General features: G+C 66.7%; 23 protein-coding genes and 1 pseudogene. 11 read left to right on the top strand and 13 right to left on the bottom strand.

Annotated elements, in window-relative coordinates; genetic code table 11:
- Window positions 1–378: 378 nt before the first annotated feature.
- Window positions 379–507 (top strand): hypothetical protein, encoded by a 129-nt coding sequence (locus tag MUH00_RS22840; RefSeq protein ID WP_256464808.1) that lies wholly within the window; start codon window positions 379–381, stop codon window positions 505–507.
- A gap of 25 nt (window positions 508–532) precedes the next feature.
- Here the strand turns inward: MUH00_RS22840 and MUH00_RS06720 are convergent.
- Together MUH00_RS06720 and MUH00_RS06715 are read right to left on the bottom strand one after the other, a co-directional pair.
- A pseudogene (locus tag MUH00_RS06720) lies at window positions 533–1,249 on the bottom strand (cytochrome P450); the annotation flags it as partial.
- Complete coding sequence (locus MUH00_RS06715) at window positions 1,179–1,643, bottom strand: cytochrome P450 (RefSeq protein ID WP_247003266.1); 465 nt, start codon at window positions 1,641–1,643, stop codon at window positions 1,179–1,181. The gene MUH00_RS06715 and the pseudogene MUH00_RS06720, both read right to left, overlap by 71 nt.
- Window positions 1,644–1,968: 325 nt before the next feature.
- On the opposite strand from MUH00_RS06715, the gene MUH00_RS06710 reads away from it, so the two are divergent.
- From MUH00_RS06710 to MUH00_RS06700, 3 genes are all read left to right on the top strand, one after another.
- Window positions 1,969–2,610, top strand: coding sequence for a helix-turn-helix domain-containing protein (locus tag MUH00_RS06710; RefSeq protein WP_247003264.1), 642 nt, complete (start codon window positions 1,969–1,971; stop codon window positions 2,608–2,610).
- Between the two features lie 140 nt (window positions 2,611–2,750).
- A complete protein-coding gene (locus MUH00_RS06705; RefSeq protein ID WP_247003262.1) occupies window positions 2,751–5,147 on the top strand; it encodes a heavy metal translocating P-type ATPase in 2,397 nt (798 codons plus the stop codon).
- Window positions 5,148–5,303: 156 nt separating this feature from the next.
- Entirely contained in the window at window positions 5,304–6,137 is an 834-nt protein-coding gene (locus MUH00_RS06700) for a 23S rRNA (uridine(2552)-2'-O)-methyltransferase (protein WP_247003260.1), read from the top strand.
- Here MUH00_RS06700 and MUH00_RS06695 read toward each other — a convergent pair.
- From MUH00_RS06695 to MUH00_RS06685, 3 genes are all read right to left on the bottom strand, one after another.
- Window positions 6,134–6,388 carry a hypothetical protein gene (locus MUH00_RS06695; protein WP_247003258.1) on the bottom strand — a complete coding sequence of 85 codons (255 nt, stop codon included), beginning with the start codon at window positions 6,386–6,388 and terminating at the stop codon, window positions 6,134–6,136. The genes MUH00_RS06700 and MUH00_RS06695 overlap by 4 nt on opposite strands.
- A 52-nt stretch (window positions 6,389–6,440) precedes the next feature.
- Window positions 6,441–6,617, bottom strand: coding sequence for a ribbon-helix-helix domain-containing protein (locus MUH00_RS06690; RefSeq protein ID WP_247003255.1), 177 nt, complete (start codon window positions 6,615–6,617; stop codon window positions 6,441–6,443).
- A 229-nt stretch (window positions 6,618–6,846) separates the two neighbouring features.
- Window positions 6,847–7,509, bottom strand: coding sequence for a helix-turn-helix domain-containing protein (locus tag MUH00_RS06685; protein WP_247003254.1), 663 nt, complete (start codon window positions 7,507–7,509; stop codon window positions 6,847–6,849).
- A 99-nt stretch (window positions 7,510–7,608) separates the two neighbouring features.
- Between MUH00_RS06685 and MUH00_RS06680 the strand changes: the two genes are divergently transcribed.
- Complete coding sequence (locus tag MUH00_RS06680) at window positions 7,609–8,523, top strand: glycosyltransferase family 2 protein (RefSeq protein ID WP_247003252.1); 915 nt, start codon at window positions 7,609–7,611, stop codon at window positions 8,521–8,523.
- 58 nt (window positions 8,524–8,581) lie between these two features.
- Here MUH00_RS06680 and MUH00_RS06675 read toward each other — a convergent pair whose 3' ends face one another.
- From MUH00_RS06675 to MUH00_RS06665, 3 genes are all read right to left on the bottom strand, one after another.
- Entirely contained in the window at window positions 8,582–9,694 is a 1,113-nt protein-coding gene (locus MUH00_RS06675) for a hybrid sensor histidine kinase/response regulator (protein WP_247003250.1), read from the bottom strand.
- A 69-nt stretch (window positions 9,695–9,763) separates the two neighbouring features.
- Window positions 9,764–10,648, bottom strand: coding sequence for a winged helix-turn-helix transcriptional regulator (locus MUH00_RS06670; RefSeq protein ID WP_247003248.1), 885 nt, complete (start codon window positions 10,646–10,648; stop codon window positions 9,764–9,766).
- 84 nt (window positions 10,649–10,732) lie between these two features.
- Complete coding sequence (locus MUH00_RS06665) at window positions 10,733–13,060, bottom strand: twin-arginine translocase subunit TatC (protein WP_247003246.1); 2,328 nt, start codon at window positions 13,058–13,060, stop codon at window positions 10,733–10,735.
- A 152-nt stretch (window positions 13,061–13,212) separates the two neighbouring features.
- Here MUH00_RS06665 and tatC point away from each other — a divergent pair, with 152 nt between their 5' ends.
- From tatC to MUH00_RS06645, 4 genes are all read left to right on the top strand, one after another.
- Window positions 13,213–14,160: a twin-arginine translocase subunit TatC gene (gene tatC, locus MUH00_RS06660; protein ID WP_247003244.1), complete on the top strand. Its 948-nt coding sequence runs from the start codon at window positions 13,213–13,215 to the stop codon at window positions 14,158–14,160.
- Between the two features lie 384 nt (window positions 14,161–14,544).
- Window positions 14,545–16,695, top strand: a complete 2,151-nt coding sequence (nasA, locus tag MUH00_RS06655) for an assimilatory nitrate reductase NasA (protein ID WP_247003242.1) — start codon at window positions 14,545–14,547, stop codon at window positions 16,693–16,695.
- 326 nt (window positions 16,696–17,021) lie between these two features.
- Window positions 17,022–18,788 (top strand): nitrite/sulfite reductase, encoded by a 1,767-nt coding sequence (locus MUH00_RS06650; protein ID WP_247003240.1) that lies wholly within the window; start codon window positions 17,022–17,024, stop codon window positions 18,786–18,788.
- A gap of 153 nt (window positions 18,789–18,941) precedes the next feature.
- The gene (locus MUH00_RS06645) at window positions 18,942–19,772 is read left to right on the top strand and encodes a phosphatase PAP2 family protein (protein WP_247003238.1); all 831 of its coding nucleotides are present in this window, start codon (window positions 18,942–18,944) and stop codon (window positions 19,770–19,772) included.
- A gap of 12 nt (window positions 19,773–19,784) precedes the next feature.
- Here the strand turns inward: MUH00_RS06645 and MUH00_RS06640 are convergent, their stop codons facing one another.
- Both MUH00_RS06640 and MUH00_RS06635 read right to left on the bottom strand, forming a co-directional pair.
- A complete protein-coding gene (locus MUH00_RS06640) occupies window positions 19,785–20,138 on the bottom strand; it encodes a hypothetical protein (protein ID WP_247003236.1) in 354 nt (117 codons plus the stop codon).
- 230 nt (window positions 20,139–20,368) lie between these two features.
- A complete protein-coding gene (locus tag MUH00_RS06635) occupies window positions 20,369–21,214 on the bottom strand; it encodes an MSCRAMM family adhesin SdrC (RefSeq protein ID WP_247003234.1) in 846 nt (281 codons plus the stop codon).
- 203 nt (window positions 21,215–21,417) lie between these two features.
- On the opposite strand from MUH00_RS06635, the gene MUH00_RS06630 reads away from it, so the two are divergent.
- Together MUH00_RS06630 and MUH00_RS06625 are read left to right on the top strand one after the other, a co-directional pair.
- Window positions 21,418–21,591, top strand: coding sequence for a DUF7987 family protein (locus tag MUH00_RS06630; RefSeq protein WP_247003232.1), 174 nt, complete (start codon window positions 21,418–21,420; stop codon window positions 21,589–21,591).
- Window positions 21,592–21,872: 281 nt separating this feature from the next.
- The gene (locus tag MUH00_RS06625; protein WP_247003231.1) at window positions 21,873–22,661 is read left to right on the top strand and encodes a VOC family protein; all 789 of its coding nucleotides are present in this window, start codon (window positions 21,873–21,875) and stop codon (window positions 22,659–22,661) included.
- 223 nt (window positions 22,662–22,884) lie between these two features.
- Here the strand turns inward: MUH00_RS06625 and larE are convergent, their stop codons facing one another.
- The 3 genes from larE to MUH00_RS06610 all read right to left on the bottom strand — a co-directional run bounded on the left by larE (window position 22,885) and on the right by MUH00_RS06610 (window position 25,591).
- Window positions 22,885–23,715 (bottom strand): ATP-dependent sacrificial sulfur transferase LarE, encoded by an 831-nt coding sequence (larE, locus tag MUH00_RS06620; protein WP_247003229.1) that lies wholly within the window; start codon window positions 23,713–23,715, stop codon window positions 22,885–22,887.
- 66 nt (window positions 23,716–23,781) lie between these two features.
- Window positions 23,782–24,555 carry a hypothetical protein gene (locus tag MUH00_RS06615; protein WP_247003227.1) on the bottom strand — a complete coding sequence of 258 codons (774 nt, stop codon included), beginning with the start codon at window positions 24,553–24,555 and terminating at the stop codon, window positions 23,782–23,784.
- Window positions 24,556–24,619: 64 nt separating this feature from the next.
- Complete coding sequence (locus tag MUH00_RS06610) at window positions 24,620–25,591, bottom strand: Gfo/Idh/MocA family protein (protein ID WP_247003225.1); 972 nt, start codon at window positions 25,589–25,591, stop codon at window positions 24,620–24,622.
- Between the last annotated feature and the right edge of the window lie 210 nt (window positions 25,592–25,801).

The raw sequence follows: 25,801 nt of genomic DNA, 5'->3' as shown, positions 1-25,801 counted from the left end.
TAGGGGCTACACCTTCAAGCGGGTTGTGCCTTCGAAAGCGAAGTGTTATCGCCTTTTGATTTTCGAAAGTAAAGCGGAATGCGGAGAGACACGCGGTCTCGTGTCGACGCGTGCGCGGCCGATCGGCACCGTCGGCGATTCGCCGATCGAAACACTGCCGATGAAACGGACGATTGCGAGCCCCAGCGGGCGATCGGATCGGTCCTGGCAGCGATCCGTCGCACGGTCCCGGGAACCGGAGCGGAGGGCGGACCAACGACTGATTACCGTCTCACCTCGACGAACTGATCTGATCGAACGGGCCCTCTCGCCGTCTTCGCGACCGTTCCCCTGGTCGCAAGTTGGTGACGGTTTTCCGCACTCGGGCGGGGACTCCCGTTGCGCTCCCTCGGGAGACTCGAGCCGGAAAGCATCAGCGAGTGGACGGTCACGACGCGGCGCGTCGTCGCGGGGATGATGGCGACGATGGCGCTGCTATCGATCTATCTCGCCCTGTTCGAACTGTGAGACTTGGATTCGCTCGGATAGCGGCTTACCGGCGGATCCGCACCCACACCGGCCCGTCGGGACGGGCCGTGAGCGCAGCGGTCGGCGTCAACTCCGTCGCGGGCGTCGCCTCCAGTCGCACCGATCGGAGGATCGTCGCGATCGCCAGCCGGAGCTCGAGGAGAGCGAACCGCCGGCCGACGCACTGGCGCTTCCCGCCGCCGAACGGGAAGTAGGCGTACTCGGGGAGGGCCTCGCGCATCTCGGGGGACCAGCGAACGGGCCGGAACGCACCGGGATCGTCGTAGTACCGATCGCTCCGGTGGATCGCCCACGCGGGGAGGACGACCCGCGTCTCCGCGGGGACCTCGTATCCCGCGACGGTATCTTTCGCCGTCGTCTGGCGGTGGAGCATGTACGCCGGCGGGTAGAGACGGAGGGTTTCGCGAACCACGCGATCGGTGTGCGGGAGGGCCGTTCTCGCCGAGAGTTCGTCCGGGCCGCGAACCTCCTCGAGCACGCGCTCCTGCTCGTCGGGGTGGGTCGCGAGCAACCCGAGCGCGTACGTCAGCGCGATCGCGGTGGTCTCGTGGCCTGCGAAGAGCATCGTGACGAGGTGATCGCGGATCTCGTCGTCCGACAGGGCGCCGGCTTCTCCCGCCGACACCAGCACCGAACAGAGATCGGTTCCGTCACCGGCGTCCGCAGCGCCGTCGGCGTTCGCAGCGTCCTCGGCGCCCTCGTTCAGCGCCTCTCGCCGTCGCCGAACGAGGTCTTCGACGACGTCGTCGAGTTTGTCCGTCGCGCGCCGATACCGCCGGCGCCGGCGTCGGCACCCACAGCGGGATCTCGACGGGCACCCGCGAGGGTTCGAACCGCGTCGTGATCGCCTCGGCGGCGTCGGCGATCACGTCCGTCTCGGCGATTCGATCGGCGCCGAACATCGTCGTCGCCGCGATCGAGAGCGTGAGGTCGGTCGCGCGCTCGTAGACGTCGATCCGCTGGCCGTCTTCCCAGTCGGCGACCGTCGCTTCCGAGCGATCGAGCATGTCCCGGGCGTACTCCTCGAGCCGACCCGGATAGAACGCGGGTTGGACGTGTTCGCGGCCGCGCTCCCAGCTCTCTCCGCGGGCGGTGAGCAACCCCTCGCCGAGCAACTCGCCGAGCAGGTCGCGTTCTCGAGATCCTTGCGATACCGATCCGGATCCCCGGCGAGCACCCGCTCGACCAGGTCGGCGCCGGCGTAGCACACGAACGAGGGGCCGGGGATCGAGACGCGAAACACCGGCCCGTGGGTCGCCGCCGCTTCTTCCAGGAATCCGAAGGGATCCCGTCCAACGTCGAGCGCGCTTCCGAGCACCGGGAGTCGATCGGCCGTAGGTATCGCCTCGCTCATGGGCGGTCGTTCGCGCGGACGATGACTGGATTCACTGCCGGTCTGAACCGGTAGTTTATACGTTACAGCGGAGAACCGAACCGGTGATGGAATACGTTCGTGCTCGGATCGGAATGCCCGGAGCCGAGACGCCGATCACGACCCTCGCCGAAGCCGACGGCGTCGATTCGGTGCACCTGCTCGCCGGCGGCGTCGAGGATACCGACACGCCGACGTACGCGCTCTCGATCGAGGCCCCCGAGGAGACGGTCCGGTCCGTCCTCGAAGCGGACGCCGACGTCCTGGCGTGGGACGTTTCGGGCGCGGAGGATGGCGTCGTCTACGCCTACGTCCGGTTTCGCGCCCCGCCGGAGATCGGCCTCCTCCGCAATCGACTCACCCGAGACAGCCTCGTCGTCCTGCTCCCGGCGACGTTTCACCTCGAGAGCGTCGTGATGACGGTCGTCGGGGCGCCGTCGGACCTCTCGGACGCCTTCGAGGCGCTGCCGCCGACGCTCGAAGTTACCGTCCTCGAGGTCGGCACCTACCGGAACGGCGTCCACCGCGGCCGGTCGCTGACCGATCGCCAGCGCGAGGTGCTTCGCACCGCGTACGAGTTGGGCTACTACGAGCATCCGAGCGAAACGAGCCACGAAGAGATCGCCGACGTCCTCGGCTGTGCGCCCAGCACGGTCGGCGAACACCTTCGAAAGGCGGAGCGACGGCTCGTCAGCGACGCGTTCGACTGAGTCGATCGGTCCGCGGTGCTCGCCGATCGGAGCGGTCCGTTCTAAACGGCAGTCCCGTGCGGGGTGCGGAGCCATCGTCCCGACCGTCGTCCGTACTGCGCGTGTGAGAACTATGGCGATTCGCGGACAAGGGAAGCGCGATGGCTGATCCGGGCCGCGACCGCGTCGGCGCCGCCGCGACGGCCGAGTCGACTCGAGGACGAACGCCGACGGACGACTACTGCCCGTGCTGTCGCGTCTGCGACTGCTACCGCGGCGCGCCGGGACCCGGGGACGAGCCGGCCGAGCGACGCGCCGATCGGGCGGAGCGCGACCTCGGCGAGCGTGACTCGGAGACCGCCGGTGCGGACGGCGAACGCGAGGCGAACGCAGACGACGGGCACGACGAAGCACACGACGACGACGGACGCGGCGACGGACACGACGGCGGCGAGGACCACGGCGCGCACGTCGACCACTCGGATCACGAGGCGATGTTCAGGAAGCGCTTTTTCGTCTGTCTCGCGCTCTCGCTGCCGGTGTTGTACTACAGCGAGATGCTTCAGGAGTGGTTCGGATTTACCGCCGTGACCGTCCCGGGAAGCGAGTTCGTCGCGCCCGTGCTCGGCGTCGCCGTCTTCGCCTACGGCGGCGTCCCGTTCCTCCGGATGGGCGCGGTCGAAGCCAGGAACCGCGAACCCGGGATGATGCTCCTCATCTCGCTGGCGATCACCGTCGCGTTCGCCTACAGCCTCGCGGCCGTGCTGTTCGCGATCGGCGAGCCGTTCTTCTGGGAACTCGTAACGCTGATCGTCATCTTCCTGTTGGGCCACTGGATCGAGATGCGGTCCGTCAGGCGGGCCTCGGGTGCGCTCGACGAACTCGCCGAACTGCTGCCGGACACGGCCGAGCGAATCGCGGAAGGCAGGGACGGAGACGAGGGCAGAGAGCGCAACGAACGCGACGACGGCGAAATCGAGGAGGTGTCCGTCGACGACCTCCGGGCGGGCGACCTCGTCCTCGTCCGGCCCGGATCGAACGTCCCCGCCGACGGGATCGTCGAGGCGGGCGAGTCGAACGTCAACGAGTCGATGATCACCGGGGAGTCGAAGCCCGTCAAGAAGGAACCCGGCGACGAGGTGATCGGCGGCACGACCAACCGGGACGGTAGCCTCCGCGTCAGAATTTCGGCGACCGGCGACGAGACGACCCTCTCGGGGATCATGCGACTCGTCGAGGAGGCCCAGGAGAGCCGATCGCGGACGCAGGTACTCGCCGATCGGGCCGCGGGGTGGCTGTTCTACGCGGCGCTCTCCGTCGCGGCGATCACGGCCGTCGCCTGGACCGCCGCCGCCGGTTTCGGCCTGCCGGTAGTCGAACGCGTCGTCACCGTCCTCGTCATCGCCTGCCCGCACGCGCTGGGCCTGGCCGTCCCACTCGTCGTGGCGATCAACACCTCGATGGCCGCCCGGAACGGGATCCTCGTCCGCGATCGGATCGCGATGGAGGAGGCGCGCGATCTCGATACCGTCGTCTTCGACAAGACCGGGACACTCACGGCGGGCGAGCAGGGCGTCGTCGCGGTCGAACCGATCGATGGCTGGACCGAGGACGACGTCCTGACGCTCGCGGCTGCCGCCGAGGGCGACTCCGAACACATGATCGCGGAGGCGATCCGCGACGAAGCGCGGGGCCGCGACCTGTCCGTCCCCGACGTGCAAGGGTTCGAGGCGCTCGAAGGGCGAGGAGTTCGGGCGACGATCGAACGGGACGCGGTTCCGGTCGCGACCTCCGGCGGCGCCGGCGGATCGACCGGCGAAAGTGAACCCCGCGATCGGGACGGACGGACGGTCTTCGTCGGTGGTCCCAACCTGCTTCGATACCTCGACGTCGAACCCGGGCCCGAACTCGGGCACTTCGCCCGCGAGGCCGGTGATCGAGGCGAGGGCGTCGTCTACGCGCTCCGCGGCGAGCGGGTCGTCGGCGCGATCGCGCTGGCGGACGTGATCCGCGACCCGAGTTTCGAGGCGATCGACGCCTTGCAGGGGATGGGCATCGAGGTCGCGATGCTGACCGGCGACAGCGAGGACGTCGCCCGCGCCGTCGCCGACGAACTCGGCATCGACACCGTGTTCGCTGAGGTGTTGCCCGGGGACAAAGACGAGAAGATCGTCTCGCTCCAGGAGCAGGGGAACCTCGTCGCGATGGTCGGCGACGGCGTCAACGACGCCCCCGCGCTCACCCGCGCCGACGTTGGGATCGCGATCGGGTCCGGCACCGACGTCGCCGTCGAATCGGCCGACGTGGTGCTCGTCGAGAACGACCCGCGCGACGTCGCAAAACTCGTGCGTCTCAGCCGGAAGAGCTACCGAAAGATGCAGGAGAACGTCGTCTGGGCGGCCGGCTACAACGTGTTCGCGCTCCCCCTGGCGGCGGGGATCCTCGCCCCGATCGGCATCCTGCTCTCGCCCGCGATCGGCGCAATCCTCATGTCTGCGAGTACGGTAATCGTCGCGGTCAACGCGCAACTGTTGCGGCGGGCCGATCTCTCGGGGTAGTGTCGGACGACGGTCGCGGCGCCGCGGCGCGCGGCCCGAGTACGTCAACCCTTTCAGCACCGATCCCCTCCATCGGACCATGACCGAGCCGGGGTCGCCCGCGACGGCGATCGATCGAGCCGCCGATCGGGGCGAGCCGGCGGCGTCTTCGTAACCATGGCACGAAAGGACCACTACTACAACAAGGCCAAGCAAGAAGGGTACCGCTCCCGCGCCGCGTACAAACTCAAACAGCTCGACGAGTTAGAGAACGTCATCGATCGCGGGGACACGGTCGTCGACCTCGGGGCCGCGCCCGGCGGCTGGCTCCAGGTCGCCGCCGAAAAGGTCGGCCCGAGGGGAACCGTGATCGGCGTCGACCTCCAGCGGATCAAGGACTTCGACGACCCCGACGTGAACGATCGGATCGAGACGATCCGCGGCGACATGACCCAGGAGCGAACGCGCGATCGGGTCATCGACGCCGCGGACGGCACGGTCGACGGGGCGGCTACCGCCGCCAGTCCAGAGCGGGCCGGCGGGCCCGCGGACGCGGTGATCTCGGACATGGCGCCCAACATGTCCGGCGAGTACTCGCTCGACCAGGCCCGATCGCTGCACCTCGCGCGCCAGGCGTTCGAGACGGCGCTTTCCCTCCTCGACACGGGCGGGGACTTCGTCGTAAAGGTGTTCGAGGGGCCGGACGTCGACGAGTACCGGGCCGACGTCGAGGCGGAGTTCCAGTACGTCCGCGCGACCTCCCCCAACGCCTCCCGCGACGAATCCTCGGAGCTCTACTTGATCGGCAAGGGGCGGCTCACGGCGCCGGTACGGGCGGGCGACGAACCCGAGGTCGAAATCATCGACGTCGGCACCGAAGGCGACGGGATCGCGTCGGTCGACGGCTACCGGCTGTTCGTCCCGGACGCCGAGGAAGGCGAGACCGTCCGCGTTCGCGTCGAGGACGTCAAACCGAACTTCGGGTTCGCGCGTCGACTCGATCGGGACTAGTCGATGCGTTCGTAGCTGATCTCGACGCGCGAGACCGATTCTTCGGCCGTCGCCACGTAGAGCGATTCGATCGCCTCGAAGACGGCGTCGGGAAGCTGTTCTCGCTCGGACGCCGTTTCCTCGGCTGCCACCGCGAGTTCGTCGTAGAGGTGGCCGGTCGCCTCGTGGAGCGCGCGCTGGGTCGCCTCCGTCGCGGGAAGCTCGATCGTCTCGGGCCGCGCTCCGTCACGTTGATCACCGGTTGCTGTCATTGTCGACGACACTCTCCGCAACGCATATAATTGTTTTTGGAAATTACTCTCACTACTCCTTCGCTTCGAGTCGATCGTGTCGATCGTCGATCTCGTCCAAGATGTCCAGCGTTTTCCGGATCGAGGCGCGAATCGCGTCGCTGCGGTTGACGAACTTCCCGTCGTCGCCGACGTGCTCGTCGAGGTCGTCGAGGAGTTCCTGCGGGATTTCGACGCTGATTTTCGGCATAATTAGAACACCGGTATAATCCCATCAGATTTGAATCGGTGTAATCGGACGGTGTGAATCCTGTCTATGCTGCCAACCCCTCTCATAGTATTCTCTTATTCATATCCACGGTAATCCAATAAAAGCCCAACGGACGTCGGACTTTGCCAATAAGAGCGGTGTTCACGAGCCAGTCGCAGGCGAGAATGCAACGGACCGAAGCAGGAGTGTTCCGAGACGGCCGGTCGCATCACCGATCAGTGGCGCCGATGTTGAGCGACGAGAACACGGTCGCCTCGATCTTCCGGAGGTGCTCGCCGACGGTCGTCTCGGAGAGCCCGATCGCCGCCGCAATCTCGTCGTGGGTCGCCTCGCGGGGTTCGCGGTAGTAGCCGAGGTCGACCGCCGCTTCGAGCACCTCGCGCTGGCGCCCGGTCAACTGGGAAATGACGTGGCGGGGGCCAGGCGTGTACGGGCCGGTCCGCTCGACCTCGACCCTAACGCCGTCCGGCTGCTCGGAGAGCGCGTCGGCGAAGGCCGCCTCCGTACCGATGTAGGTCACGCGGAGGCCGCCGTCGTCGGTGTGCTCGACTGGCATGTCGATCAGGTAGGACGACTCGCGCCGGCCCTCCATGAGCATCCGGGTCAGGTCGTCCGCCGCGTAGCGCGTGTAAGCGAAGAACCCGGCATCGTCGCCGGTGATCGAGAACTCGAAGACCTCCGGCGACTCCGACAGGATCCGACGGAGCTCCTCGATGTCGCCGCGACACTCGGCGAACATCGCGACGGTGTCGTCGGCGAGGAGTTCCATGCGGTGGATGGCCCGGTACGCCAGGCCGAGCTCGTTGACCCGCCGGTCGAGCCGGTTGATTCCCCTTTCGTCGGGGTAGGCCACGACGGTAACGTAGCGCATGTACCAGCGATGGGGCGCTGCAGCAAAAGTAGTGACTATAAGCGTCCATGGATCACCGGCAGCGCACTCATCGCCCCCTGTCGAGGAGGGATAACTGTCATGTCTGACCGGCCGCCGACGAGTATTATCTTGCCGACGACGAGGTGGACCGACGCCTGCGCGGAACTGGCCGCCCAACTTGGCGACGGTGACGAACTTCTGGTCATCCACGACGGCGAGGACGACCCCGTCGCCGGCTGGGAAGACCACCCTGAGGGCATCCGGCTCGTCGCCGCCGGCGAGCCGGAGGGCTGTTCAGGGAAGGCCAACGCCATCGCTACCGGGATGGAGGCCGCGCGCCACGACCGTCTTATCTGGACGGACGACGACTTCCACCACCCCCCGGACTGGCTGGCGACCCTCAGCACGGACTATGAGAAACACGGACCGGTTTCGGAGGTGCCGTACTTCGTCGGGCAGGACCCACTGTCGGTGCTGCTCGAACCGCTGTACGCCGCGGCTGGCTCGCTGCCCCTCTACCTCGGCAACCAGATCTGGGGTGGTGTGGTCATGTTCGACCGAGGCGACATCAACGAGGCCGCATTTCTCGACGAACTTCGGCGAACCGTCAGCGACGACGGCCTCCTCATGGAGTACCTCCAGGTAACGAATGTTGGTCGGACGCGCATCGTCCCGATCGGGGGGTCCATCCACGAGGCGGTCGAGCGCCCGGTCCGGTGGACGCAGATTCTCCGGTGGCATTTTCCCGGTGCCATCACCGGAACATGGCTCGTCTCGCTGCTCGTCCTTGCAGGGACGGCCCTGGCCCCGCTCCCTGCGGCGGTAGCCCTGACGGTGCTGCACCTCGCCGTCAACGAGGTCCTGGGCGTCCGCCGGTGGACGGCAGTGCTGGCCTACCCGGCGCTGTTCGTGTTCGTCCCCCTCGTTTTGTACGGGCTCGTCCGCCGGACGTTCGTCTGGGGCGGCCGGCGCTACCGCTGGCGCGGGAAGTTCGACGTGACAGTTGTCGAGTAGCGACCCAGCAGCACCCTGGTGACGAGCTACCAGTCCGGCAGCCGGCGGGGGCTCGGCGTCAGTCGCCGGGCTCGAGGAGCACGCGGGCGGTCGGTCTGCCCGCTCGATCGCGCTCGACCTCGAGTCGACCGCCGTACCGATCGACGAACAGGTGGACGAGGTACAGTTCGGCATCGTCGTCGAACTCCGTCGCCGTGAAATCCCGGTCGGCAGCGGAGCGTCGCGGACGCGACGAACTCGGCGATCCGTTGTCCGATACCGCGATCCCGAGCAGCGGATCGCCGCCGGTCGTTCGGTCCTCGCGCTCGTCGGTGACGAACGCGATCTCCACTTCGGGCGACTCGTCGTCGGCGTGGCCGACCGCGTTCGACAGGAGCGTTCGAACGACCGCGGTGAGGAAGCGATCGGCTCGAACCGTCACCGCGTCGTCGGCGCCCTCCAGCGCCACGGCGACGTCCGGATGCCGCTGCTCGAGCCGATCGACCTCTTCGCGGAGGACGGACGCGAGATCGACCGACGTCAGGTCGCCGTCGGGCTTTTCGAGGGCCTGGACGAACGCGCCGACCGACTCGGTCAGCCCGACGATGTGGTCGCTCGCCTCGACGATTCGCGAGACGATCCGTTCTTCGCCGGGATCCGACGGCGACAGGCCGGCGGCCCACCCCAGGACGACCGCCGCGTCGTCCCTGATCTCGTGGCGGATCAACCAGTTCAACACCGCCAACTCGCGGCGCTGTCGTTTGAGTTCGGCGAGCTGTCTCGTCCGCTCGATGGCGTAGATGACCGTCTGCGTGAGCAGCCGCGGCGTCACGTGGTCTTTGACGAGAAAGTCCTGCGCTCCCCGCTCGACCGCCGTCCGTCCGATCGTGTCGTTGTCCATGGCGGTCAGGACGACTACCGGGACGTCGGTTTCGTCGAGCACCGCCTCCAGCGTCTCGAGTCCCGAGGAGTCGGGCAGGTTCAGGTCGAGGAGAACCAGATCGACGGCCGGATCCGCATCCCCGAGCGCGGCCGTGACCTCTTCGAGCGTTCCGGCCGTCTCGGTCGCGAACGACGGAACCGCCCCTTCGATCGCCGTCGTTTGGTTCATCATCGCTCGGTACAGCCACGTCTGATCCTCGTCGTCCTCGGCGAGTAACACCGCGTACTGATCGGACGATACGGTTTTCATACCGTCGAAAGGCGCCGCAGTTACAAAACCCTCTCCTCGAGTCGCGGACGGGGCGTCCGCGACCGCCGCTCACTCCTCGCGTTCGTCGGCGCCCGATTCGTTCGCGCTCGACCCGAGCGCTTTGCGCCACGGTTCGCGCGCTTCGAGCGCGGCCGCGCGCTCGGCTTCGATCCGCTCCAGTTCGGCCTCCGCCGTTCGGTACGGCGGTGTGGTCGTCACTACCGATCCGAGGTGCGTCTCGACGAAGTCGAGCCGTCGCTTCCGGGCCAGGACGTCGCGAGCGATCGGCGACTCGTCGTCGAGTCGGCGGAGTTCCTCGATCGCGTCGTGGAGTTCGGTCTTCGTGATCGGTTTTTGCAACAGGAGATCCGCCGGCAACGAGACGTCAGCCGGGGATACCTGCTTCGACGTGAGGATGGCGGTCGGCGGCCGACGCTCGATCTCGATGGCGGCGGCCACCTCTTCGCCGCGCAACTCCGGCATGTTACGATCGAAGATCGCGACGTCGATCGAGTCATCCAGCAGGTGGAGCGCGTCGCGTCCGTTCGACGTGGTTATCACGTCGTACTCCGCCGCCAGCCAGACCGAGAACAACTCGAGCAGGCGCCGATCGTCGTCGGCCAGCAACACCGTCGGCAAGCCCTCACCCTCGATGTGGGCGCTATCCCAGGCGGTCATCGATCCGAGGATCGCGTACAGTTCGAAGCCGGCGGTGGTGAGTTCGTACTCGACTCGCCGCGGGTGCTCCTGGATGACGTCTCTGTTCACGACGCCGTACTCGACGAGTTCCTCGAGGTTCGTCGAGAGGACCTTGTTCGAAATGCCGTCGAGATCGCGCTTGAGCGCTCCGAACCCGGTCTTTCCGTCGGTCGCGAGCGCGACGATTAACCGAGGTTTCCACTTGCTCCCAAGTAGCGTCCTCGCGATCGATTCCGTTTGGTCCGTCGACGTCATCTGAGATTTCCGATCCGTAGTGAGAAAATGGCGCCGAACCCGGATAAGGTGGTCGTTTCGAGCGGGGTCCCGACCGGGCCGGCGTCACTCGGTAGCGACGCTGGCTTCGGCCTCGCCGCCCCCGCCGCCGCCGAGGAGCCGTCCGCCGCCGGTGAGCACGTACAGCACGGCGAGTCCGAGCATGTAGGTCAGCGCGATCGGGATCGCGAACAGCAGCATCGTCAGGATGCCCTTCGGGCTGAGGAAGGCCGCCACCGTGAAGATGCCGACGACGACCGGGCGCCACCGGCGCAGCATCGTGCGGTAGTTGACGATGCCACCGACGTGAAACAGCGCCATCGTCACGACGATGTTGAACAGAAAGCCGATGCCGACGGTCGTGAAGATCACCAACCAGAAGAAGCTGCTGATGCGGTAGGAGACGACCATCCCGTTGCTGATCGCATCCGCGACGAGGTAGGAGATGACCGCCGGCGCGACCCAGAAGAACCCGAGGTAGGTTCCGAACGCGAAGCCGGCGAACAGCGAGCCGCCCCAGACGACGAACACACGCCGATCGCCGTAAACCAGCCCGCGCTCCTTGGCGGCGGGCCAGGCGTAGTACAGCACCATGGGGAGGACGGTGACGATCGCGGCGAGCGTGCTCACCTTCACCTCGAAGATCAGCACCTCGACCGGGTGGAGCGCGATGACGATATCCATCTCCATGATGAGTTCGTTGAGGGAGTGGATCTCGGACAGGTCGACGTTGTTTCGCGTCGCGACCTCCTCCAAGACGTGGTCGGGGAGCCGGTTGAGGAAGATCATGAGGACGTTACCCAGGCCGCCCTGGTAGAGCCAGAAGAAGGTCCCGCCCATGACGAGCATGAACACCCCGACGATGCGGAACACCTTCGAGGTCAGACTGTTGAGGATGAAGGCGATGTCGTAGGCGTAGCCGCCGATGTCGTCTTCGGTGGTCTCGTCCTCGGTGAACGGATCGAGCATTCCGGCGGCGGTGCTCGCGACGACGTTGCCTTCCTCCTCGTCCGCCGCTGTCGCCCCGCTTCCGCCCGCGCTTGCCGCGCTGCCGGAGCCGTCGCCCGATCCGTCGTCGGCCGCCTGCTCCTGCAGCCGATCGAAGCGGTTGAGGATCGCCTGCGCCTTGTCCCGATCGTCGTCGTACATCGCCTGCCGGGAGTACTCGAGAGCCTCCTCTTCCCCCATGTTGAGGAACACGGCCGTGGGCACGTCTTCGACGTCGTCGGCTTCCAGCGTCTCGAAGTCGACGTCGTCCGGGTCGTCCGCCGTCCGGATGTCGCCCTCGCGCGGGTAGACCGGCCGCTGGAGCACTCGAAGCGTATAGCCCAGCAGGACGACCAGTCCGACCAGGAGCGCGACGATCAGGCCGACGGCGATCTCGCCGAGCAGGCCGTGCTCGACGGCGATCGCCTCGAGGCCGCCCGTTCCACTCGGCCGGATTGCGCTCGGAAACGCCGGATAGACCGACTCCCGGAGGTAGTCGAACCCGCCCCGATTGACGGCCGCGGTCGCGGCTGCGGTCAGGATCGCGATCACACCGCCGAACTGGAGGACGCGCTTCTTGATGAGGGCCGTTCCGTCGCCGGGACCGTCAGCCGCGCCGCGACGACGGGTGTTGGTGACGACCTTCGCGAGGCCGAGGCTGAAGACGTAGAGGGCGGCCATCGGCAGCGCCCACATGATCTGCGTGAACGGATCGGGCGGCGAGAAGAGCGCGCCGAAGACGGCGATGCCGACCATCGCGTGGCGCCACTTGTCGCGGAAGGTCTCGTAGGGGACGATCTCGGTGTACGCGAGCACGCCCATCAACAGCGGAAGCTGGGCCGCGAGGCCGAACGAGATCGTCAGGAGCGCGATGAACTCGGTGAACTCGGTGATGCCGAAGCTGGGTTTGACGGCGGCTTTGACGGCGTTCCCGGCGAGGAAGTCGAACACGTAGGGGAAGAAGACGCCGTAGGCGTAGACGATGCCGCCCGTGAAGAGGGTGACCGACACGAGCACGAAGGCGGCCGCGTAGGACTTCGAGATCGGGACGGCGCTCGTGAATCCGCGCTGGCGTAGCGTATCCCGGGAGAGGTACAACAGGGCCGGAATGGCGACGATGACTCCCACAAACATCCCGATCTTCGCCTGCAGGAGGATCACCTCGAACGGCGTGCGGGTGATGATCTCCGTAGAGTCCCGGACGAGGGGACCCATCTCCGCCTTCGCGGTCGCTTCGAGGAAGCCCCAGATGAACATGCGAAGCGCGTAGAAGGAACCGAGGAAGCCGATGACGAAGACGATGAACACCTTCTGGAGGTGCGTTTGAACGCTCGAAAGCAGCGCACCGAGAGTTTCGCGACCAGTGTTGATAGCTCGGGCCGTGTCCTCGTCGACGGCAGAACTCATTGACTGTTCATTGGTAACTGATATCCGGTTATCAACCTTTCGAGTACCGCAACCCGAGGAACCGCGGCCGCCGGGAAATCGGCCCTTGTCAGCACTACACAGTGTCCGTAAGAAAAAGGCCTATAACCGCCGGGGTATTTATATCGCGCTAGATGTCGGACGAGCCGGGAGCAGATGAGAACGCCGCCGACGCCGACGAGCCACGGGAGGCGCCGCGGGACGACGATTCTCACGCATCTACCGCCGATTCCGATGCGGCCGACGACGCGCCCGAAACGCGGACCGACGGCGAGGGCGTCGTCGATCACGGCGAGCCCGAACGGCGAGAACCGAGTTACCCCGACCCCGACGACGATGTCGGCGGGATCTCGACGCCGCCGGACGACGAGGAGATGCCGCTGGCCGATCACATCGAGGAGATGATCCTCCGGCTGGCGGTCGTGTTGCTCATCGGCTCCGCCGGGACCGCGATCGGGTTGCTTGGCGCGTCGCAAGCGATCGACCACGTCTGGCACAACGTCTTTCCCTACGCGGAAGCGGAGGTGCCGCCGCCGCACGTCTACCACCCGCTCGAACTGTGGCTAACCCGGATCAAGGTCTCCGCGCTGTTGGGGATCATGGTGGCGCTGCCGGCGTTCGTCTACGAGTGTTACCTGTTCATGCGGCCGGGGCTGTACCCCCACGAGCGCAAGTACTACCTCGCGGCGGTGCCGACGAGCGTCGTGCTCGGCGCGATCGGCATGCTGTTTTCGTACTTCCTGGTGTTGCCCATCCTCTTTCGGTACTTCACCTACTACGCGGAGGGAAGCGCCAACATCGCCTACGCGCTCGGCGAGACGTTCGACATGATCATCACGCTGACGGGCCTGCTCGCGATCGTCTTCCAGATTCCGCTGTTCATCATGCTCGCGATCATGATGGGCGTGACGACCCGCCGCTGGCTCGCACAGAAGCGGCTGTACTTCTGGGCGGCGTTCGGCGGCCTCGCGTTCATGTTCGCGTTCGACCCGACCGGTATGGCGCCGATCCTCGTCGCAGTGACGATGATCGCGCTGTTCGAGGGAACGCTGCTGATTCTGAAGTGGGTCGGCAGGGAGTAACCTCCGCCGCGTCCGTGCGTTCCGGCGCTCGCTCGTCGCGCTGCCTGCGCAATGTCCGCCGCTTCCAGTTCGCCGATCAGGGATCCGAATCTCCGCGTGTCGCGCTGGCGATCCGTTCACCGCCGTAGACGTTCGTTCGATCGGACGCTCCTGCTGCCGATTTCCCGACCTTATATTCTCCCTATCCGACCGTATATCACCGGGAGCTAGTAGATCGAATCTAGAAAAGCGTAGTTTGTAAACGATTACGGTTTAGTTCCCTCGTACGTTTCGTGATGCCGTGAAAAAGTGGATGCTATCGTCCAAATTTGACACCGTGCGGTACGGTTGTAAACCGCGGTCCGTGTCCGTCCTATCCGTCCGTCCCTCGCGGAGGTGTCGTCCGTGACCGATCTCGTTCCGACCACGTGCGTGCGGTGTGCGGTCGGCTGCGGCCACGTCCAACGCGGCGTCGACCGGGGGTACGGCCTCGACGTCGTCCGGGGCGACGCCGCCCATCCCGTCAACCGGGGACTGGCCTGCCAGCGCGGCGTCAGCGAGACCGCCGATCCCGGAGGCGAGTGGCTGACCCGGCCGCTCGTCCGCCGCGACGGGGAACTCGTCCCGACGACGCCGGAGACCGCCCTCGAACGGGCCGCCGCCGGACTCGGCGCCGCGCTCGAGGGCGGGCGCGATCGGGTCGCCGTCCTCGGCAGCGGCCAGCAGACCAACGAGGCGGCCTACGCGCTCGGCAAACTCGCCCGCGGCGGTATCGGCACCCGGCACTACGACGCCAACACGACGCTGTGTATGGCCTCGGCCGTCACCGCCTACTACGACGCCTTCGGGAGCGACGCGCCGCCGCCGACCTACGACGATATCCCCGACGCGAAGACCCACCTCGTCTGGGGGGCGAATCCGGCCGCCGCCCACCCGGTCATGTTCCGGTGGATCCGCCAGTCGGCCACCGAAGCGGACTCCGAACTGCTCGTCGTAGATCCGATCGCGACCGAGACGGCCGACGAGGCCGATCGCCACGTCGCGCCCGATCCGGGACAGGATCTCGCGCTCGCGCGGGCCGTCCTCGCGCGCGTCGTCGACACCGATCGGGTCGACGAGACGTTCGTGGCCGAGGCGACCGACGGGTTCGACTCCCTCCGGCAGAAACTCCCCGACGCGGCCGCGGCAGCGAAAACTGCGGGCGTCTTTCCGGACGACGTCGATCGACTCGCCGCGGCGCTCGAGGATCCCGCGCTCGTCTACTGGGGGATGGGCGTCAACCAGAGCGTCAACGGCACGGCGATGGCGGGCGCGTTGATCGACCTCTGCCTCGCGACGGGCAACCTGCGCCCCGGTTCGGGGCCGTTCTCGCTGACCGGGCAGGCGAACTCGATGGGAACGCGGGTCTGTTCGTCGAAGGGGACCTGGCCCGGCCACCGCCCCTTTACGGATCCGGACCACCGCGAGCGAGTGGCCGACGCGTGGGACGTCCCTCGCTCGCGACTTCCCGACGACCCGGGTCCCGGCCCGGTCGGGATCGTCGACGCGATCGGCGACGACGTCGAGGCCGTGTACGCGGTCGCGACGAACCCCGCCGCGGGGCTCCCCGACGCGACCCGCGCCCGCGAGAAACTCGCCGACGCGTTCCTCGTCGTGCAGGACGCCTTCCGCAGCGAGACGGTCGAACTGGCCGACGTCGTGTTGCCGGCCGCGACGTGGGGTGAGTCCGAGGGCACGGTCACGAACATGGAGCGGACCGTCTCCCGCGTTCGCGCCGCAACGGAGACGCCCGCCGGGATTCGGACGGATCTCGAGTGGATCCGCGCGATCGGCGATCGGCTCGCGCCCGGACCGTTCGACGGCCCGTGCACGCCGGCGGCCGTCTTCGACGAGCTCGCGGCGCTGACCGCGGGGACGCCCGCCGATCTCTCGGGGATCAGTCACGATCGGCTCGATTCCGAAATCGCGGTCCGCTGGCCGGCGCCGGCGCCCGACGTCTCTGGGGGGTATCGATACTATGAGGGGAGCGATGCGGAAGGCTCCGAGCCGACGTGGACGTTCCCGACACCCTCCGGTCGCGCTCGGTTCTCCGGCGCCGACGCGCGTCCGCTCCCGGAGCCGACCGACGAGGAGTACCCCCTCGCGCTGACGACGGCGCGGCGGCCGGACGCCTACAACACGGGCGTTCGCACCCGCGAGGCGGAGCCGCCGATCGCCCGCGTCGGTCCCGCGACGGTCGCCGCGTTCGCGCCGGTCTTCGAGGCCGAGGGACGATCGGCGGGGAGCGATTCCGCGTCCGAGCACGAATCCGACGCCGATCGCCGGTACGGCCGCGTGGTTTCCCGCCGCGGATCGGTCACCGTTCGGATCGAGTCGGACCCGTCGATCCCCGACGGCGTGGTCTGGCTGCCGATCCACCACTCCGCGGTCAACGACCTCACGCTCCCCGCGGTCGATCCGCGATCGAAGGAGCCGAACGTCAAGCAGTGTGCGGTCCGGTTCGAGCCGCCCCGTCGGTCCGGCGACCGGCCGATCGCGGCGTCGGCCGGCGACTGACTCCGGACTTCGCCGCCGTCACCGTCGTTCATTGCGCTCTCGGGAACCGGTCGTCAAGCGCGAACGATCGACGTTTCTGGGTTCGCGATCGTCTCCCTCGATCGTCCACGTTCTTCGGATCGACTGCTCGTCACCGTCCTAATACAGACTAGAGCCGATTGAACATCTCACGCACGGCGCCAGAATCGACTAATAATTGGGTATTTGTAAACGATTAGGATTATATTGCGTGGAAATGTGGGTGTGTAACGTGAATTACGAGATATTCGGCAGCAAAAAACCAGGGTTTAGTCACGATCGGTCGAACGGGGACCGGGTGGTGCTCGATGGCGCATAAGAAGGAGACGTACAAGGAGGGCTGTTACGGCGACGAGGTTCGCGAGCACATACTCGACTTCGCGGAGACGGGGTTCGAGTCGATCTCCGAGGAAGAGTACGACGAGTGGTTCACCCGGTTCAAGTTCTGGGGGCTGTTCCACCAGCGCGACGGCCAGGAGTCGTATTTCATGATGCGCCTGACGAACGCGAGCGGCATCCTGGAGCCGGGACAGCTCCGGGCGATCGCCGAGGTCGCCCGCGACTACGCGACCGGACCGGTCGAAAACCCCGAGTTCGGCAACGGCTGGATCGATCTGACGACTCGGCAGTCGATCCAACTGCACTGGGTCGAACTCGAAGACGTCCCCGAAATCTGGGAGAAGCTGGAGTCCGTCGGCGTCAGTTCTCGATCGGCCGGCGGCGACACGATGCGCAACATCTCGGGCTGTCCGCTCCACGGGAAGGCCGAGGAGTTCGTCGAGTCCGGGCCGCTGCTCGAACGCTTTCAGGAGGAGCTGCGGGGTGACGACGCGCTCGCGAACATGCCCCGGAAGTTCAACATCAGCGTGACCGGCTGTGCGGTCGGCTGCGCCCAGGACTCGATCAACGACATCGGGTTCGAGCCGGCGACGAAGGAGATCGGCGGCGAGGCGGTGCGAGGATTCAACGTCCGCGTCGGCGGCGGTCTCGGTGGCCGCCAGCCGCGCGCTGCGACGCCGCTCGACGTCTTCGTTCGGCCCGAAAACGCCTACGAGGTCGGCCGCGGCTTCGTCGAACTCTACCACGACCACGGCGATCGGCAGACCCGATCGAAGAACCGCACTCGATTCTTCGCGGACGACTGGGGGATGGCGAAGATCCGCGAGACGCTTCAGGCGGAGTACGTCGACTTTGAACTCCGGACCGCGGGAACGGATCTCCGCGAGACGTACACGTACAACGCCGGGAAACCGGCCGCGGCCGGCCGCCACGACCACGTCGGCGTCGGCGACCAGGCCGACGGCCGGAATTACGTCGGTCTGAGCGTCCCGATCGGTCGGCTTTCGGCCGCGGATGCGATCGAACTCGCCGACCTCGCCGACGAGTACGGTTCCGGCGAGGTTCGGCTCACCCGCCGGCAGAATCCGATCCTCGTCGACGTCGCGGACGCCGATCTGGCGGCGCTGTTCGACGAACCGCTGCTCGAGACGTATCCGCCGAAACCGAGCGTCTTCGAGCGCGGCGCGATGGCCTGTACCGGCACCGAGTTCTGCTCGCTCGCGCTCACGGAGACGAAGGTTCGGATGGCCCGGATGCTGCGCTGGTTCAACGAGAACGTCGACCTCCCGGACGACGTGGCGCAACTCAAGATGCACTACTCCGGCTGTACGGCGGACTGCGGTCAGGCGATGACGGCCGACATCGGGCTGCAGGGGATGCGCGCCAGGAAGGACGGCGAGATGGTCGAGGCGTTCGACATCGGCGTCGGCGGCGGCGTCGGCGAGAATCCCTCGTTCGTCGAGTGGATCCGCCAGCGGGTGCCAGCCGACGAGGCGCCGGGCGCGATCCGGAACCTGCTCGAGGCGTTCGCCGCACACCGTGACGAGGGGCAGACGTTCCGCCAGTGGGTCGATGCGACCGGAACGGAAGCGCTCGTCGAATTCTGCGACCCCGAGGAGACGGACTTCGAGGCGCCGTACATGACCGACGGGAAGCAGGCGTGGTACCCGTTTGCCGGCGACGAATCGGCGGACGCTGCGACGGCGAGCGAGTCGACGGCGCCGTCGGACGACTGACGCGAGCGGCGGTTTCCCTCGGACGACGGATTCGCACTCCGTCGTGAAACGGCGCACCAGCAGGCGGTAACATTTTTTGCACACGGCCGCGTTATTTACGATCACGAATTCGGCCATTCCGATACGGATTCGACCGATCGACACCCCTACTCGATGCTCTCCCAGCTACTGCTCATCCAGGCGATCATCGTCGGCACCCTCGTCCTACTCACGGGCATCGTCTGCGGCGTCAACCCGTTCCGTCTCGACCGGACGGAGGTCCGGACGAGAATCATCCGCATCGCTCCGATCGCCGGCTTCCTCGGACTCGTCTACCTGTTCAACCGGAGTTCGCACACGACCGGCCAGAACCTCTCCCGGCTGATCGGAGTGAACGTCACCGACGAACTCCGGGCCGTCGAAGGCGACTTCGTGGCCCACCTCCAGGCGGCCATCCCGCACGACCTCGCCGGCTACTTTACCTTTATCTACCTGTTCGGTTTCATGTTCGTCCTGGTCTTTCCCGTGGTGGCGTACTTTCTCCTCCCGACGCGCCGGTATCTCACGACGCTGTTCGTCGCCTACGCCGTCAACTACGGCATCGGGGCGATCTGTTACGTGGTCTTTATCGCGTACGGGCCGCGGAAAACGTTCGCCCACGTCGGCCAGCCGATGTACGAACTGTACCCGGAGGTCTCGACGCTCACAGGCGCGGTGAACTCGAGCGCGAACGTCTTTCCCTCCCTGCACGCGTCGCTGGCGGTCACCGTCGCCCTGCTGGCTTGGCTGACCCGCGACGAGTACCCCCGCTGGACGTGGATCGCGACGGCCGTCACGATCAACATCGTCATCGCGACCATGTTCCTCGGGATCCACTGGCTGATCGACGTGGTCGCCGGGGCCGTCCTGGCCGTCCTGAGCATCCTGATCGCGCTGCGCGTCGTCCCCCCGATGGAGGACGTCGATCGCGACCCGAGAGCCGCGCTGGGGAACCGGAAGCCGTGACCGCGTCGTCGCCTACCGGTGCTCGCGGGTTCGCTCGTACGCGTACTCCAGGGCGTTTTCGAGCGATCCCGGGCCGTCGTAGCTGGTCGAAAAGAGGGCCATGAACTGGCGGGCGATCCGATCGCAGCGTTCGAATAAGAGGACGGTTCTGACGCGAATCGTCTCGGAGAACTCGAGTCCGGGATAACTCGTCGCCGTGAGCGCGTAGCCGGGGTGGTCGTCGCCGTCGAGGGAGGCCGGGGCGACCCTGAGCCGCAGATCGCCCGACTCGTGACGGTAGATCCAATATTCCAATTCTCGATCGCTGTGGGCGGGGGTGTAGGTCCGACTCGTTTCCGTCGTCCAGTCGGGCGGCACGTCGTCCATCGAATACCGGTACCAGTCGAAAGGCTACGTTCGTATCGTCCGAAGCAATATTCCCGCACGATGTCTACATTACTGGTCGAACGGCGGTCCGGATGGCTGGAAATAGATTATATTCTGGACGATCGACCGCCAGTAGTGCTGGAAATCGACGATCGGCATTATCGAGCGTTCCGCGGCAACTCGCCTCCACGGGAGTCACCGAACGTCGTCTCTCGCGTCCCCGTCGACCGCTAGCCGTCGGTTTCGGTGCGGTCGTCCGTTCGATCGCCGACGTCCTCCTCGGGAGCGATCTCCGCTTCCGGGTCGTCGTCCGTCACCTCGTTCGGATCGACGTCGACGTCGTCGCGGGTTCCCGATCCGATCGTCTCCCGGTCCTCGGGGGCTTCGCCGCTGACCTCTTCGATCGGATCCGCCGTGGGGTCCCTGCGTCGTTCCCGATCGCCGTCGATCTCCCCGGCGGCGTCTGACAGGGACGGATCGTCAGTATCTCCCTCGACGCCGGGATCCGATTCGTCGAAATCGTCCATCCCGGGGTCCGTGTCGTCGATATCGTCCGGTTCGGTATCGGTCTCATCCTGTCGATTCGCGTCGGGACCGGCGCCGCCGGACCGCTCCGGTTCGGCGTCGGTCTCGTCCTGTCGGCCGACCTCGGGATCCGACCAGTCGGGTTCGTCCGCGTCCGAATCGGTTCCGGATCCGCCGACGTCCGTTTCGACCTCGTCGATCGAGTCGACGGGCTCTCTGGGAGACGTGCCGGCCCCCCGTTGCTCGTGCGCTCTGGAGTGGCCGCTCTCCCCTTCGTCCTCCATCGTCCCCATCTCGTCGTACTCGTTCGAGACCTCGGCGTCGAGTTGGATCCTTTCGTCGGTGATTTCGGCGACCGCGTCGCTCGCGACCGGCAGCGGATCGTCCGATCCGTCGCCCCAGTCGAGGGCGGCCTTGATCGAGTCCGCGACGCCGGGGTCCGGATCGACGTACGCCGTGTTCTCGTCGGCGGCGATCACGACGCCGATCGGCTCGCCCGCCGCAGTTTCGACGGTCTTGTCGATGTCGTCGTCCGAAAACTGTGGGCTCATACGTCGGGGTAACGGCGATGGCCGGAAACCTTCCGTGCCTGCGGAGTCAGGGCATCTCGTCGAACTGATCGCCGCCGACGCCGTCGGCCCGCTTCGCGATCGTCTACTCGGTTCGCGTTCGTCGAGCGGGGACGTCGTCATGGTACGCGCAGGCGCCGAATCGATCGATATGTTATTTAGTTCGAATGATAATATACTCGTGTATGGTTAGTACGGAGACAAAAATAGTGGCTATCTTCGTGGTACTCGGAATCGTTCTCTGGTACGGCACGATGGCCGCTACCGACAGCGCAGTCGCCCAGGGAGTCGTCCTCCTCGGCGTCGGTATCATCGTTCCGACGATAATAAACGAGTGGAGAGAACAAACTGAAAGTTGAGCGATTCGCTCGGGAAGCACGCTTGCTCACCGATCGCCCTAACTCGACGCGATCGAACACGCCGGTTCGTGAAGGGTCTCCGTCCGCTGTCGAAGCCGCTCGGATTACTGACCTTCGTGAGGCCGGCAGCAGAATACGTTTGAGCGAGCATTGTCACCCGCTTGACGAAGTGGAAGAGCGTCTTTCCCATACCACCACTCTCCCGGTTTGCTAGCCTAGTCTTATCGGCTTCCCTAGACACGTGCTACGAGTTCAATAGCGCCGAACGATTACGGAACGATATGGGAACGCTGCGTTTCGATCATGTGGGTGTTGTCGTCGATGACCTCGACGCCGTGGCCGCGTTCTTCCTCGACCTGGGATTCGAGCGCGAGGGCGGGACGCTGGTCGAGGGCGAGTCTGTGGACGAGATCAACGGGCTCGACGGCGTCCGAGCGGAGGTGATGATGGTGCGAGCGCCGGACGGCAGCGGCACGCTCGAACTCGTCAAGTACCATGCGCCGGCCGACAACGAGAGCGCACACCCCTCGCCGGCGAACCGGCTGGGCTTCCGGCACATCGCCATCGAGGTCACCGGATCGATCACGCGCACACTGCTAGACTGGACGTCGATCACTGCGATCAACGCCCCTTCGTGGAGGCGGTCGACTCAGCGATCGATCGCTCGGCCCGCGCAAAAACGGCAGTCGGGTGCTGTCGCACCCCCAATCCGTTCCCCCTACTCGTTCGCGCTCCGATTCCGATCGCGGGTGTGGCCGAGCGTTTCGGGCGAGACCCGACAGCCACACGGCGCGGCGACGAATTCGTGCGGGCCGGTCCCCACGATCACCGCGATCGGCGCGTCGCAACCGGGACATCGCGTCCCCGAGTCCCCGATCGAGGACGCGTCAGCGGATGCGTCGGTCATCGATCCACCCGGTATCGATCCCCGCGATCGCTCCGGACCCGCGGCCGCAAGCGACCGGCCGCTCGATCGCTCGCCGCGATCGCCGCTGGCCGGACGATTCGATCGCCGTAGCTGTTTGCGAGCGATACTGTCGTCGTGCGAGACGTTTATGTCTCGTGAGTAACAAGCGTAGCATGGCTTTCGAAGCCTGTCGGCTTGGAAGCCAGTCTCGGGTGTTCCTGCACCCGGGCATTTGGGCGCATGCCCCTGCGACTCGTTGGAGACGACTTCCGGGAAAATATTCACGTTAGATTAACTTATAGCTATTGGAACGTGTTCTACATCGAGTCTGTGCACGGGAGAAATACTCGACGCTACTCGACGCTCGAAGCCGATTCCCGCTCCGATCAATCGGACTCCGCCGCGTCCTCGCCACCGGGGCTGACGCTCCCCGTCCGGTAGCCGTGCAGGTCGAGCGTGACGTGCTCGAACCCGAGGTCCGAGAGCGCGTCGCGGACGGTTTCGACGAACCCCTGATCGAGCGCCCGATCGAGTTCGTCCGGCGCGATCTCGATGCGGGCGAGGCCGTCGTGATCGCGGACGCGGAACTGGTCGAATCCCCACTGACGCAGGAGGGCCTCGGCCCGTTCGACCCGGGTGAGTCGCTCCTCGGTGACTTCGAGGCCGGTCGGGATGCGCGAGGAGAGACAGGCCATCGACGGCTTGTCCGCGACCGAGAGCCCGTAGTGGGTGGCGATCGCGCGAACCTCCTCCTTCGAGACGTCGTGGGCTAACAGCGGCGAGTAGACGTCCAGTTCCTCGACCGCCTGGAGGCCGGGGCGGTGGCCCGCGCCCGGATCGTCCGCGTTGGTGCCGTCGCAGACCGTCTCGATGCCGAACTCGCGGGCGGCCTGGAACATCTCGCCCAGCCGCATCGTCCGGCAGTGATAGCAGCGATCGTCGTCGTTCTCGACGAACCGATCGCTCTCGAGCTCGGAGAACTCGACGATCTCGTGGCGGATGCCGATCTCCTCGGCGACCCGCGTCGCGTCCTCGAGTTCGGCCTCGGGGAGCGTCTCGCTCTTCGCGGTGCAGGCGATCGCGTCCTCGCCGAGGGCGTCGTGGGCGAGCGCGGCCACCACGCTCGAGTCGACCCCGCCGGAGAACGCGATCAGCACGCCGTCGTGGGTCTCGAGGTCGGCGCGGGCGGCCTCGAGTTTCGCCTCGACCCGTGTCATGGCCCCCCGTTTGCACCGGACGGGCAAAAGCGCGTTGTCGTCGCGGCGCCCGCCCCGATCGATCGCTCAGGCGCCGATCGACGCCGCGAGCGCTTCGCGGGCCGCCGGCGGCACGTCCGCTTTGGTCATCCGCTCGTCGATCCACCACCGACGCTCGAGGACGATCGCGTCGTCGGTCTCGCGGCGGCCGTCGAACCGATCCCAGGGGGTGAACTGGTAGCCGACCGCGCCCGTTTCGGTGAACCGGAGGCCGTGCTCGCAGGCGTCGTACGTGCGCTGTCGATCGCCGGTTATCCAGGTGGCGACCGTGAAGGCGACGATGCCCGACAGGAAAAACGAGGGAGCGCCGTACCAGACGACGACGAAAAACGCGCCGACGCAGCCGACGGCGCCGAGGGTGACGACGACGGTTTTCCGTCGTCGTCTCGTCGCGTCGGCGCTCGCGGTCCACGACGCGCGTCGATCGCCCGCGGCGCGTTCGGCGTAGGCGGTGGTCCCGGTCTGCCAGACCCCGATTCCGACGAGCGCGAGCGCGAACGACCACGGGAGCGGCGTACGGTATGCCTCCGAGACGAGCCCGTACTCGAGGCCGACCACCAGTACCAGACACGACGCCAGCGGGACGGCCATCGGCAGCGTCAGGAGCCGCCGCCGCCCCATCGCGACCCACAGGGAGGGCCGTCCGCCGGCGGCGAGCGCGACGATCGCGGCGGCGAGCAGGCAGCCGACGAACAGCGGCGTCCGCCCGAGACCGACGCGGGTTCCGACGGCGGCGGCGATCACGCCGACGTAGCCGCCGGTGATGATCGACGGCGCGTCGAGGGGGATCTCACGCGACATTCGTTACATTCGGTTGATGGGAATTCGGGTTAAGCCTGCCGGTGTTCGCAACTGGCCGACCCGCTCAGACCTCGACGGGGTGGCCGCGTTCGGCGCTCTCGGACAGCGCGTCGATCGCGCGCATGTTGGCGATCGTCTCCTCGCCGCCGGTCCGCGGTTCGCGCCCCTCCTCGACGCTCGCGGCGAACGCTTCGATCTCGAGGCCGTACTGGTCGACGACGTCGAAGGTCTCGACGGCGCGGCGGCCGTCGATCTCGTACTCGAGTTCGAGTCGCTCGTCCGACGGCCCGTTGAACGCGTCGTCGACCTCGATCCAGCCGTTGTCTGCCTCGACGCGGTAGCGCTGGACCTCCTGCGTGTCGAACCCGCAGGCGATCCGGGCCGACGCCCCGTCGTACTCCAGAACGCCCGCCAGTTCCGTGTCGACGCCCGCCCCGCGGGAGTCGTTCGCGTACGCGTAGGCTCGCTCGGGTTCGCCGAGGAACTGTCGCGCGATCGAAACGGCGTAGCAGCCGACGTCCATCAGGCTGCCGCCGGCCAGTTCCGGCGAGAGGCGAACGTCGTCCGGCCGATCGAACAGCGGGAACTTGAACGCCGCCGTCACGGATCGCACCGCGTCGAGTTCCTCGCGCGCCAGCGCGATCGCGCGCTCGGTTCGCGGGTGGTACCGGTACATGAACGCCTCCATCAGCGTCACGCCGCGCTCGGCGCAGCGGTCGACGACGTCGCGTGCTTCGTCCGCGTCGACGGCCAACGGTTTCTCGCAGAGGACGTCGAGGCCGGCGTCCGCCGCCCGTTTCGTCCAGCGGGCGTGCAACGCGTTCGGCACCGGAACGTACACCGCGTCGACGTCCGCGTCCGCGAGCAGGTCGTCGTATCCATCGTACCACTCCGGAATACCGTACGCGTCGGCGACGGACCGCGCCCGGTCCGGATCGCGGGACGCGATCGCCGTTACCTCGTGTTCCGTCGGCTCGATAGCCGGAAGGAAGGCTTTCCGAGCGATTCCCGCCGTGCTGAGAACGCCGAATCTCATGCTGTGCCGTTCCGGGAGTCGCCGTAAATACGCACCGTTCGGCCTCGACCGCCGAAGGCTGCCGAAATCGGCCTGCCGGGCGCGGATCCATCGCTCTCTCTCCGTCCAGCCGCGGGGGCGAACCTGTCGCCGATCGGTCGCCGCCAGCCGCCGGGCATTAGACAGCGCGCCGGACCGTTAAGCGGCTGTCCGTGGTAGCGACATCGTCTC

Origin of the sequence: Halosolutus gelatinilyticus (assembly GCF_023028105.1) — an archaeon.
Taxonomy (GTDB): Archaea; Halobacteriota; Halobacteria; order Halobacteriales; family Natrialbaceae; genus Halosolutus; species Halosolutus gelatinilyticus.
This window is presented reverse-complemented; position numbering and strand designations above follow the sequence as displayed.